This window comes from Krasilnikovia cinnamomea (assembly GCF_004217545.1).
Lineage (GTDB): Bacteria > Actinomycetota > Actinomycetes > Mycobacteriales > Micromonosporaceae > Actinoplanes > Actinoplanes cinnamomeus.
In genome coordinates this window covers 6,867,622-6,880,902 of the sequence record NZ_SHKY01000001.1, presented here as the reverse complement: position 1 = coordinate 6,880,902, position 13,281 = coordinate 6,867,622, and the positions used below count along the sequence as shown (strand labels likewise).

Annotated in this window: 1 protein-coding gene (only partly in view); it reads right to left on the bottom strand. The window is 76.5% G+C overall.

Annotated elements, in window-relative coordinates; genetic code table 11:
• Positions 1 to 3: 3 nt before the first annotated feature.
• A protein-coding gene (locus EV385_RS35450) for a type I polyketide synthase (RefSeq protein ID WP_242625162.1) crosses the window boundary here: on the bottom strand, positions 4 to 13,281 show its end. The gene runs 14,901 nt beyond the window's last position; 13,278 of the gene's 28,179 nt are visible here — the last part of the coding sequence; its start codon lies off the right edge, out of view; its stop codon occupies positions 4 to 6.

Sequence of the window (13,281 nt, the reverse complement as noted above, 5' to 3'; positions counted from 1 at the left end):
GGGTCAGTTCGAGGTGCCGTCGATGGCGAGCCGCAGCAGGCTGGCGGCGTCCATGTCGTCGATCGAGGTGGCGGCCGGTTCGTCGGGCCGCTCGGGCGTGGGTGCGTCGTCGTCGGCCAGCCGGAGCACCATCTCCAGCAGCCCCGCCTGGCGCAGGCGGCTGATCGGGATCGCCGCCAGCGCCGCGCGGATCCCGGCGTCCGGGTCGTCGGGCGCGTCGACGCTGTCGGGCAGCAGTTCGGCCCGCAGGTAGTCGGCCAGCGCGTTCGGGGTCGGGTAGTCGAACACCAGGGCGGCCGGCAGCGTACGGCGGCCCGTCAGGGTCCGCAGCCGGTTACGCAGCTCCACCGCGGTCACCGAGTCGAAGCCCAGGTCGCGGAACGCCCGGCCGCCGGTCAGCTCGTCGGTGCCGGCGAAGCCGAGCGTGGCGGCCGCCTCCGTACGGATGGCGTCCAGCAGCACCCGGGTGGCCTCGGCCGGGGCCAGCCCGGCCAGGCGGCGCACCAGGGCGGTCTCGCCGTCGTCCGGCTCCGCCCCGGGGGTGTCGCGCAGGGCGTCGCGGACCTCCGGCAGGTCGGCCAGCAGCGGGCTGGGCCGGGCCGCGGTGAACGCCGGGGCGAACCGGGCCCAGTCGGTGTTGGTGACCGTCAGGCCGACCGCACCGTCCTCGATGGCCCGTTGCAGCACGGCGATCGCCAGCGCCGGATCCATCACGTTCACGCCGCGCTTGAGCAGGTGGGCGAGGATCCGCTGGTCGGTGGCCATGCCCGCGCCGCCCCAGGTGCCCCAGGCGATCGAGGTGGCGGGCAGGCCGCGGGCCCGCCGGTACCGGGCGAGGCCGTCCACGAAGGCGTTGCCCGCCGCGTAGCCGCCCTGGCCGCCGCTGCCCCAGCTGGCCGCACCGGACGAGAACACGACGAACGCGTCCAGCTCCCGGTCCGCGGTGAGCTCGTGCAGGTTCCAGCCGCCGACGAGCTTGGCGCGCAGCAACGCTTCCAGCTGCTCACCGGTGATCGACTCGACCGGGGCGTCGCCCGTGCCGACGCCCGCCGCGTGCACCACCGCGGTCAGTGGACGCTCGGCCGGGATCGAGTCGAGCAGGTCGGCCAGCGCCGCACGGTCGGCGACGTCGACCGCGGCGACGGTGACGCCGACGCCGAGTTCCGCCAGTTCGGCGGCGAGCTCGGCGGCGCCGGGGCTGTCCGCGCCGCGACGGCTGGTGAGCAGCAGGTGCTGGGCGCCGCGCGCGGCGGCCCAGCGGGCCAGGTAGCCGCCGATGCCACCGGTGCCGCCGGTGATCAGTACGGTGCCCCGCGCCCGGAAACCACCGGCGTGCTCGCCCGCGACGGCGGGGGCGGGCACGAGGCGGCGGCCGTACGTGCCGGTGGCGCGAACGGCGAGCTGGTCCTCGGGGCCGCCCAGCGCGCCGGCCAGCCGCGCGGCGGCGGTGTCGTCGACGCCGCCGGGCAGATCGACCAGGCCGCCCCACCGCTGCGGCACCTCCAGCGCGGCGACCCGGCCCCAGCCCCACAGCGCGCTCTGTTCCGGCGCGGTGACCGGGTCGGCGTCGCCGGTGCCGACCGCGCCGGCGGTCGCCACCCACAGCGGCGCGGTGAGGCCCGCGTCGCCGAGGGCCTGCAGCAGCAGCACGGTCGCGGCGAGCCCCCGGGGTACCGCGCCGTCGCGCCCGCCGGCGAGACCGGCCAGGCTGAGCACCCCGGCGAACGGCGGGTTGGCGGGATCGTTCGCCGCGTCGGCGATCCGCCGCGCGAGAGCGGCCCGGTCGGTGTCGGCGGGAATCTCCAACCGGACGGTGTCGGGTCCCAGCGCGGCCAGGACCGCACCGGTCCAACACTCCACACCCGACGATCCGGCCGCGCCCGCCGAGCGGCGCCGCGCGTCGACCGGGTCGCTCCCGGTCGCGGGGACGACCACCAGCCACCGGCCCTGCGGCGCGCCGGCACCGGGAGCCACCGGCACCCAGGCGTCCCGGTAGCGCCACCGATCCGTGACGGCGTCGCCGCGTTTGCGGTCCCGCCACGTGGCCAGGGCGGGCAGCAGCGTGGTGGCGGTGTCGGCGTCCAGGTCGAGTTCGGTCGCGAGCGCACCGCTGTCGACCAGCTCCCAGAACGCGGCGTCCGCCGGATCACCGGCATGCGGGGCCGCCGCTCGCGGCCAGAAGCGCTGCTGCTGGAAGGCGTACGTGGGCAGGTCCACCCGCCGCCCGGCGGGCACCACGGCGGTCCAGTCGACCGGCAGTCCGCGGACGAATCCCTCGGCGGCGGCGGCCAGCAGCCTCGGCAGTCCACCCTCGTCGCGGCGTAGCGTGCCGAGCACGACACCGTCGGCGCCCACGGCCTCCAGGGTCTGCTCGACCGCGCCGGTCAGCACCGGGTGGGCGCTGGGCTCGATGAACACCCGGTGGCCCGCCTCGACGAGCAGGCGGGTGACCGACTCGAACTCGACGGTCTTCCGCAGGTTGCGGTACCAGTAGTCGGCGGTGAGCCCCGCCGTGTCGAGCAGCCCGGCGGTCACGGTCGAGTAGAACGGGATCCGCGAACTGCGGGGCCGCACCGGCGCGAACGCGGCCAGCACCCGGTCGCGGATGACCTCCACCGCCGGGGAGTGCGAGGCGAACGCCGCCGGGATGCGCCGGTGCCGGATGTCGTCGGCGGCGAGTGTCGCCTGCAGTTCCGCCAGCTCGGCGACCGGGCCGGAGACCACCGCGGCGGACGGGCCGTTGAACGCGGCGACCTGCAGGGCGGGCCACGCGGCGACCCGGGCCGCGATGTCGGCGGCGGGCAGCGACACCGAGACCAGGCCGCCGACGCCGTCCAGCGAGTCGAGCGCGATGCGGCTGCGCAACGCGATGATCATGGCGCCGTCCGCGACGGTGAGGCCGCCCGCGACGGTCGCCGCGGCGATCTCGCCCTGGGAGTGGCCGACGACCGCGTCCGGTTCGACGCCGAGCGAACGCCACACCTCGGCCACCGCGACCAGTACGGCCCACAGGGCGGGCTGCACGACGTCGACCCGGTCGAGCGACGGCGCCCCGTCGCCCCCGGACAGCACCTCGCGCAGCGACCAGTCCACGTACGGCGCGAGCGCCGCCGCACACTCGTCGATCTTGTCCGCGAACACCGGCGAGGTGGCCAGCAGGTCGCGGCCCATGCCGATCCACTGCGAACCCTGGCCGGGGAAGACGAACACCACCTTGCCGGCGGCCCCCGCCGCGCCGGTGATCACGGCCGGGGACGGCCGGTCCCCGGCGAGGGCCAGCAGGTCGTCGCGGCCGCCGTCGAGCAGGACCGCGCGGTGCTCGAACAGCGCCCGGGTGGTCAGCAGCGCGTGGGCGACGTCCACCGCGGCGGCGGAGGCTGGGGCCCCAGCCTCCGCCGCCCGCGCGCCCGGGGCCCGGCCGTCCGTGGCCTGACCATCCGTGGCTTGCCCCACCGTGGCCTGGCCGTCCGTGGCCTGACCGTCCGGGTGGGTGGGTACCTGCAGCATCGCGGCGAGGCGGGCGGCCTGGTCGCGCACCGCCGCCGCGGAGCGGCCCGACAGCACCCACGGCACGACCGGCGGCGCGACGACCACCGGGGCCGGGGTCCGCGCCGGGGCCGCCTGTTCCAGTACGACGTGCGCGTTGGTGCCGCTGAGCCCGAACGACGACACCCCGGCCCGGCGGGCCCGGCCGGTCGCGGGCCACGGCGTCGTCTCGGTGAGCAGCCGCAGGTCGCCGCTGCCCCAGTCCACATGTGACGTGGGACGCTGCGCGTGGAGCGTCCTAGGAAGAATGCCGTGCCGCAGCGCCAGCACCATCTTGATCACCCCGGCGACGCCCGCGGCGGCCTGGGTGTGCCCGATGTTGGACTTGACCGAACCCAGCAGCAGCGGCGCCGCCCGCTCCCCGCCGTACGTCGCCAGCAGCGCCCCCGCCTCGATCGGGTCGCCGAGCCGGGTGCCGGTGCCGTGCGCCTCGACCGCGTCCACATCGGCCGGGGCCAGTCCCGCGTTCGCGAGGGCCTGCCGGATCACCCGCTGCTGCGCGGGGCCGCTCGGCGCGGTCAGGCCGTTCGAGGCACCATCCTGGTTGACCGCCGAACCGCGGATCACCGCCAGCACCTGGTGGCCGTGGCGTTCGGCGTCGGAGAGGCGTTCCAGCACGATCATGCCGACGCCCTCACCCCAGCCGGTGCCGTCGGCGGCGTCGGAGAAGGCCTTGGTCCGCCCGTCGGCGGGCAGCGCCCCCTGCTGGGTGAGCAGGTAGAACGAGCGCGGACTGGCCAGGACCGTGGCGCCACCGGCCAGCGCCAGCGAGCATTCGCCCTGCCGCAGGGCCTGCGCGGCCAGGTGCAGCGCCACCAGCGAGGCGGAACAGGCCGTGTCGACCGTCATCGCGGGCCCTTCGAGCCCGAACGTGTACGACAGCCGCCCCGAGATCACGCTGGCGGCCAGCCCGGTCAGGACGTGACTCTCGTTGTCCTGTCCCGCGTCCAGCAGCACGCTCGCGTAGTCCTGGCCGTTGGTGCCGACCCACACCCCGGTCCGGCTGCCCCGCAGGCTCGCCGGGTCGATGCCGGCCCGTTCGAACGCCTCCCACGAGGTCTGCAGCAGCAACCGCTGCTGCGGGTCCATGAGCAGCGCCTCGCGCGGGCTGATGCCGAAGAAGCCGGGGTCGAAGCCGGCCGGGTCGGCGAGGAACCCACCCTCGGAGGTGGCGCTGCCCGCGATGAGCCGGTCCAGGTCCCACCCACGATCGGTGGGGAACGGCCCGATCGCGTCCCCGCCGTCCAGCAGCAGCTGCCACAGGTCCTCGGGCGAGCGCACGCCGCCCGGGAACTGGCAGGCCATGCCCACGATGGCCACCGGCTCGTCGACCGGGGCGCCCGCCACGGGTCGCGCGTCGGGCGCCGCGCCGGCCAGGAATCCGGCCAGCGCCCGCGGCGTCGGATAGTCGAAGACGACCCCGGCGGGCAGCACCCGCCCGGTGGTCGCGCCGAGCCGGTTGCGCAGCTCCACCCCGGTCAGCGAGTCGAACCCGAGGTCGCGGAACGCCCGGTCCGCGCCGACCGCGGCCGCGTCGGCGTAGCCGAGCACCGCCGCCACCTCCGCGCGGACCGCCTCCAGCAGCACCGCGGCCCGCTCGGCCGGGGAGCGCCCGGCCAGGCGCCGGTCCAGCTCCGCGGCGCCCGCACCGTGCGCGGCCCGCACGGACTCCAGCACGGTACGGGCCTCCGGCAGCTCGGCCAGCAGCCGGCTGGGCCGGGTCGTCAGCAGGGCGGTCAGCAGCTCGGGCCGGCGCAGGTCGGCGACGACGACGGTCGGGTCCGGCTCCGTCACCACCTGGCGCAGTACGGCCAGGCCGTGCTCGGGCCGCATCGCGGGGATGCCGGTGCCGGACGCCATGCCCTCGCCCGCCCAGGCACCCCAGGCGATCGAGGTGGCGGGCAGGCCGAGGGCGTGCCGCCGCTGCGCGATGCCGTCCAGCATGGCGTTGGCCGCCGCGTAGTTGCCCTGGCCCGGGTTGCCGACCGCGCCCGCCACCGAGGAGAACAGCACGAACGCGCTCAGCTCGCGCCCGCGCGTCAGCTCGTCGAGCAGCAGCGCCGAGTCCACCTTGGCCCGCTGTACCGCCGCGAACCGTTGCGGGGTCAGGCTTTCCAGCATGCCGTCGTCGAGGATCCCGGCGGTGTGCACGACCGCGTCGACCGGGTGCGCGGCCAGCAGCGCCGTCACCGCGGCGCGGTCGGCCACGTCGCAGGCCACGATGTGCACCCGCGCGCCGAGCCCGGTCAGTTCCGCGAACAGCTCACCGGCGCCGGGCGCCTGCGGGCCGCTACGGCTGGCCAGCACCAGCGTCGCGGCCCCCCGGGCGGCCAGGTCACGCGCCACGGCAGCGCCCAGCGCGCCGGTGCCACCGGTGATCAGTACGGTCCCGGCCGGCGACCATTGCGGCCCGACGACGCCCGGGGCGGGCACGAGCCGGCGCGCGTACGTCCCGTCCGGGCGGACGGCCACCTGGTCCTCGTCGCCGGTGAGCGCGGCGGCCAGGCGCGCGGCCGGCGTCTCGTCCAGCACCTGCGGCAGGTCGACCAGGCCACCCCAGCGCTGGGGGGTCTCCAGCGCGGCGACCCGGCCGACACCCCAGACGCCGGTCTGCGCCGGGTCGGTGACCGGGTCGGCCGGGGACACGGACACGGCGCCCCGGGTGACCGCCCACAGTGGCGCGGTGATCCCGGCGCCGCCGAGCGCCTGGATCAGCGTCGTGGTGCCGGCGGCGTCGAGCAGCGACACCACCCCGGCGACGGGCCCGGTGCCGGTCAGGCGCTCGGTCAGCCCGTCCCGGTCGTCGGCACCGGCGTGCAGGGACACCGTGTCGCCGCCCAGCGCCGCCAGCACGAACGCCGCCCGCTCGTCGGCGTCGTCGCCGGTGACCACCAGCCACGGCAGCACCGAGGCGCGTGGGACGGCGTCCGGAACGGGACGCCAGAGCTCCCGGTAGCGCAGCGCGGTGGTCACGGACCGCTCGCGGCGGCGGTGCCGCCAGGCCGACAGGGCGGGCAGCACGGCGCCCAGCGCGTCCCGGTCGGCGTCCAGTTCGGCCGCGACCGACCCCAGGTCGTCGCGCTCGACCAGCGCCCAGAACGCGTCGTCGGAGCCGGACGCGGACGGCTGCGGCCAGTACCGCCGCCGTTGGAACGCGTACGTGGGCAGGTCCACCGCGCGGGCGCCGGTGCCCGCGAAGACCCGCACCCAGTCGACCGGCACGCCCCGCACGTGCAGCCGGGCGAGCGCGGTGAGCAGCGTCGCCTCCTCGTCGCGGCCCTTGCGCAGGGCGGGCACGCAGCCCTCGGCGAGCGCCGACAGCACCCCGTCGGGCCCGAGTTCCAGCAGGGCCGTGGCGCGCAGGCCGGTCAGGGTGGCGATCCCGTCGGCGAAGCGGACGGTCTCCCGCACGTGCCGCACCCAGTAGTCGGGCGAGGTGAGCTGCGCGTCCGTGGCGATGTCGCCGGTCAGGTTGGACACGACGGGGATCCGGGGCGGGGACAGCGTCACGCTCGCCACCACCGCCCGGAAGTCGTCCAGCATCGGATCCATCAGCGGAGAGTGAAACGCATGGCTGACCCGCAAACGGCTAGTCTTGCGGCCCCGGGCGGCGAAAGCCGCGGCGATCCGTTCGGCCTCGTCGGCCCGCCCGGACACCACCACGGCCCCCGGCCCGTTGCAGGCGGCGACGCCGACCCCGCCGGTCAGCAGCGGCAGCACCTCCCGCTCGTCGGCCTGCACCGCGATCATCGCGCCGCCCTCGGAGGGCAGCGCCTGCATGAGCCGGGCGCGCGCGGCGACGACGGCGCACGCGTCGGTCAGGGTGAGCACCCCGGCCACGTGCGCCGCGGTGATCTCGCCGATGGAGTGCCCGCCGACGAAGCCGGGGCGCACCCCCCACGACTCGATCAGCCGGTACAGCGCCACCTCGACGGCGAACAGGGCGGGCTGGGTCCATTCCGTACGGTCCAGCAGGTCCGGGTCCTCGCCCCACATCACCTCGCGCAGCGGCAGGTCGAGCCGGGCCAGCACCTCGTCCAGCGCGTCGGCGAAGACGTCGAAGCGGGCGTACAGGTCGCGGCCCATGCCGAGGCGCTGGCTGCCCTGGCCGGAGAAGAGCACCGCCAGCTCCCCCGGCGCCGCCACGCCCCGGGCCACCTCGGTGACGCCGTCGGCCGTGGCCAGCAGCACGGCGCGGTGCTCGTAGGCGGACCGGGTCGCGGCCAGCGCGTAGCCGACGTCGGCCGGGTCGTGACCGGTGGCGGCGTCCCGGATCCGGGCCAGTTGCGCGTCCAGCGCCGCCTCGGACCTGCCGGAGACCAGCCACGGGAGCGCCGCGGCCCGGACCCGGGCGGGCGGCGGCGCGGCACCCGCGTCCCCGGCCTGCTCCAGGATGAGGTGGGCGTTGGTGCCGCTGACCCCGAACGAGGACACGGCCGCCCGCCGGGCCCGCCCGGTCTCGGGCCACGGCGCGGCCTCGGCCAGCAGCCGGATCGACCCGGAATCCCAGTCCACGGTGGTGGTGGGCGCGCTCACGTGCAGGGTCTTCGGCGCGGTGCCGTGCGACAACGCCAGCACCATCTTGATCACACCGGCGACCCCGGCGGCGGCCTGGGCGTGGCCGATGTTCGACTTCAGCGAGCCCAGCAGCAGCGGCTCGGCCCGGTCCTGTCCGTACGTGGCCAGCAGCGCCTGCGCCTCGATCGGGTCGCCGAGCCGGGTGCCGGTGCCGTGCGCCTCCACGACGTCCACATCGGCCGGGGCCAGGCCCGCGTTCGCGAGGGCCTGCCGGATCACCCGCTGCTGCGCGGGGCCGCTCGGCGCGGTCAGGCCGTTCGACGCGCCGTCCTGATTGACCGCCGAGCCCCTCAGTACGGCGAGGATCCGGTGGCCGTTGCGCTCCGCGTCGGACTGCCGTTCCAGGACGAGCACGCCGGCGCCCTCGGCCCAGCCGGTGCCGTCCGCGTCGTCGGAGAACGACCTGCACCGCCCATCCGCCGCGAGGCCGCCCTGCGCCGTGAACGCCGCGAACGCCCCCGGCGTCGACATGGCCGACACGCCACCGGCCAGGGCCAGGTCACATTCGCCGCCGCGCAGCGACTGCGCGGCCAGGTGGATCGCCACCAGCGACGACGAGCACGCCGTGTCCACTGCCATCGCGGGGCCCTCCAGCCCAGCCAGGTAGGAGATCCGCCCCGCCAGCACGCTGGCGATCGTCGAGGTCAGCGCGTACGCGTCGGCGCCGGACCCGGCGTTGACCTTCAGGTCGGAGTAGTCCTGGCCGTTGGTGCCCACGAACACGCCGGTACGGCTGCCCCGCAGCGACGTCGGTGCGATCCGGGCCCGCTCGATGGCGTCCCAGGTGGTTTCCATCAGCAGCCGGTGCTGCGGGTCCATGGACACCGCCTCGCGCGGCGAGACGCCGAAGAACTCCGCGTCGAAGTCGGCCAGGTCGGTGAGGAAGCCGCCCTGGCGGGTCGCCGTGGTGACGGTGTCGAGGTCCCAGCCCCGGTCCGTGGGGAAGTCGGTGACCGCGTCCCGGCCCTCGGCCACCAGCTGCCACAGCTGTTCGGGGGTGGACACCCCGCCCGGGTAGCGGCAGGCCATGCCGACGATGACGATCGGGTCGGCGGCGGCGGGTGCGGCGGCGACGACCGGGGCGGTGGCCGGTGCGGTGCCGAACAGTTCGGCGCGCAGGTGCGCGGCGAGCTTCTCCGGTTCCGGGTGGTCGAACACCAGCGTCGCGGGCAGGGCCAGGCCGGTGCGGCGGCGCAGCCGGTTGCGCATGTCGACGGCGCCGGCCGAGTCGAAGCCCAGGTCGCGGAACGTCACCCCGCTGGGCAGGGTGTCGGCGTCGGCGTACCCGAGGCAGCGGGCCGCCTCGGCGCGGACCAGGCTCAGCAGCGTACGGTCCCGCTCGGTTTCGGTCATCGCGGCGAGCCGCCGCGTGAACTCCGGCTCGTCGCCGCCGGCCGGGGTCTCGGTCAGCGCGGCGGCGGCCTCCGGCAGGTCGGCCAGCAGGTTGCTGCGCCGGGTGGCGGCGAACGCCGGGGCGAAGACGGACCAGTCCGTGTCGGTGATGGTCACCGTGGCGAGGTCGTCGTCGAGGGCGGCGCCTGCCGCGGCCAGCATCATGGTGGGCTCCAGCGGCCGCACCCCGTCGCGCCGGGCGGCGGCCGGCAGGCCGGTGTCGGCCTCGGGGGCGGACGGCCCGGCGTCGTCCGGCGCTGCCGGGCCGGTCGAGGGGCTCGTCCGGCGCAGGCCGCCGCTCACCGTGACGGACGTGGCGGGTAGTCCCTGGCCGCGACGCCAGCGGGCCAGCCCGTCGTGCCAGGCGGCCACGGCGGCGCCGTCGGCGCCACCGGCGGAGAACAGCACGAACCCTTCGGCGTCGCCGGCCAGCTCGTGCAGGTTGCGCCCGGCCGTCCGCAGCGTGTCGAGGTCGCCGCCGGTCAGAGCGGTGCCGTGCACGATCAGGGTGGGGCGGTGCCGGGCGATCAGTTCGGCGAGCGCCGCCCGGTCGGTGGGATCGGCGGTCACGACCCGCTCGGCGCCCCGGCCCAGCAGCCAGTCGGCGAGGGCCCCGTCGGCGTCGCCGGTGACCAGGGCGGTGCCGTGCACCGGCCGGGTGCCGTCCCGCCGGCCGGGCGGCGAACCGGCCGGCACCGGGGTGGCCGGGTCGGTGGCGGAGCGGGGCGCATGCACGAGGCGGCGCGCGAACACCCCGGCGGGCCGGATCGCGACCTGGTCCTCGTCACCCCCGAGCACCGCGGCGAGGCGCTGCCCGGCCCGCTCGTCGACCTGTTCGGGCACGTCGACGAGGCCCGCCCAGGCGAAACCCCACAGTGCGGCCTGCTCGGGCGCGGTGACCCGATCGGTGCGGCCCACCGCGACGGCGCCCCGGGTCAGGCACCAGACCGGCACCTCCAGGCCGCTGCCGGCCAGGGTCGCGGCCTGCGGCGGGTCCAGCAGGGACACCACGCCGGTCAGGCCGGCGGTGTCGAACGCGGCACCGGCGGGCACCCCGTCCACGCCGAGCGCGGCCAGTACGGAACGCACCCACGCGTCGGGTTCGGCGGGGACGACGGCCAGCCAGCGCCCGCCGAGCCCACCGGCCACGGTCACCGGCTTCCAGGTGTCGGTGTAGCGCAGCGCGTCGGCGGTGGACCGCAGGCGGCGCCGTGCCCGCCAGGCCGCCAGGGCGGGCGTCAGCGACGCCGCCGCGGCCGGGTCGAGCTCCAGCGCGCTGCCCAGGCCACCCCCGTCGACCAGGTGCCAGAACTCGGCGTCGACCGGGTCGGCGGCGGACGGAGTCGCGGCGGCGGGCCGCGGCCAGAAACGCTGCCGCTGGAACGGGTAGGTGGGCAGCCCGACCCGTCGCCCACCGGAGTACAGCGCGGCCCAGTCGACCGGCACGCCCCGCACGAACGCCGTCGCGACGGAGCTCAGCAGCCGGCGCGGGCCGCCCTCGTCCCGGCGCAGGGTGCCGACGACGACGCCGTCGATGCCGGTGTCCTCCAGGGTCTGTTCGATGCCGACGGTCTGCGTCGGGTGTGCGCTGGGCTCGATGAACGCGCGGTGGCCGTCGTCGAGCAGCACCCGGATCGTCTCCGCGAACCGCACGGTGTTGCGCAGGTTGGCGTACCAGTAGTCGGCGTCGAGACCGGCGGTGTCGATCGGCTGCGCGGTGACCGTGGAATAGAACGGCACCTCGGCGCTGTGGGGGGTGAGCGGGGCCAGTTCGGCGCGGACCCGGTCGCGGATCAGCTCGACCTGGGGCGAGTGGGAGGCGTAGTCCACCGGGATCCGGCGGACCCGTACGCCCTCGGCCTCCAGCACCGCGGTCAGCTCGTCCAGGGCCTCGGGTGCGCCGGACACGACGGTGGACCGGGGGCCGTTGATCCCGGCGACGCCGGTCCGCTCGTCGATGCGCGAGCGTAGGTCGTCGGCGGGCAGCGCCACCGACATCATCCCGCCGAGCCCGGCGAGGGTGTCGGCCACGGCGATGCTGCGCAGGGCCACGACCCGGGCGCCGTCGTCGAGGCTGAGGGCGCCCGCGACCGTCGCGGCGGCGATCTCGCCCTGCGAGTGGCCGACGACCGCGGCGGGCCGTACGCCCAGCGAGCGCCACACCTCGGTCAGCGAGACCATCACCGCCCACAGCGCGGGCTGCACCACGTCGACCCGGTCCAGGGTCGGCGCGCCGCCGGTGCCGCGCAGGACGTCGATCAGCGACCAGTCGACGTACGGGGCCAGGGCGTCGGCGCACTCCCGCAGCCGCTGGGCGAACACCGGCGAGGTGTCCATGAGTTCCCGGCCCATCCCGGCCCACTGCGAGCCCTGCCCGGGGTAGACGAACACCGTCCTGCCGAGCGGCGCGGCGACCCCGGTGACCACGTCGGCGTCGTCGTCGAGCAGGGCGCGCAGCCCGTCGGCGTCGAAGACCACGGCCCGGTGTTCGAACACGGCCCGGCCGGTGGCCAGCGACCAGCCCACGTCGGCGGCGCCGTCCACGGACTCGCCGTCGGCCGCGACGACGGCGAGCAGGCGGGCGGCCTGGTCCCGCAGTGCGTCCGCCGAGCGGGCGGAGAGCACCCACGGGGTGACGCCCCCCGTCGCGGAACCCGGTGTCGCGGGAACGGGTTCTGGCTGCTCCAGGATCACGTGGGCGTTGGTGCCGCTGACCCCGAAGGAGGAGACCCCGGCCCGGCGCGGCCGGCCGGTCTCGGGCCAGTCCCGCCGCCGCGTCAGCAGGTCCACCGAGCCCGCCGACCAGTCCACGTGCGAGGACGGGGTGTCGGCGTGCAGCGTCGCCGGGAGGACCGCGTGGCGCAACGCCAGGACCATCTTGATGATCCCGGCGACCCCGGCGGCGGCCTGGGTGTGGCCGATGTTCGACTTGATCGACCCGAGCAGCAGCGGGCTCTCCCGCTCCTGCCCGTACGTGGCCAGCAGCGCCTGCGCCTCGATGGGGTCACCGAGGGTGGTGCCCGTGCCGTGCGCCTCGACCGCGTCGACCTCGGCGGGGCGGAGACCGGCGTTGGCGAGCGCCTGCCGGATCACCCGCTGCTGCGACGGGCCGTTCGGCGCGGTCAGGCCGTTCGAGGCGCCGTCGGAGTTGACGGCGGAGCCGCGTACCACGGCCAGGACGTCGTGGCCGTTGCGGCGCGCGTCGGAGAGGCGTTCCAGGACGAGCAGACCGGCGCCTTCCGACCAGCCGGTGCCGTCGGCGCCGTCCGAGAACGCCTTGCACCGGCCGTCGGGGGACAGCGCCCGCTGCCGGGAGAACTCCACGAAGGTGCGCGGCGTGGACATGACGCTGACCCCGCCGGCCACGGCGAGGTCACATTCGCCGTCGCGCAGCGACTGGGCGGCGAGGTGCAGGGTGACCAGCGACGACGAGCAGGCGGTGTCGACGGTCAGGGCGGGGCCTTCCAGCCCGTACACGTAGGACAGCCGTCCCGAGGCGACGCTGGGTGAGCTGCCGGCGATGTTGGCGCCTTCGAAGTCGTCGCCGAGCAGCAGGTGGTAGTCGTTGTACATGACGCCGGTGAACACGCCGGTGCGGCTGCCGCGCAGCGACCGCGGGTCGATCCCGGCCCGTTCGAGCGCCTCCCACGTGGTCTCCAGCAGCAGCCGCTGCTGGGTGTCGGTGGCCAGCGCCTCGCGCGGCGACATGCCGAAGAAGGCGGGGTCGAAGTCGGCGGCGCCGTGCAGGAACCCGCCGGAGCGGGT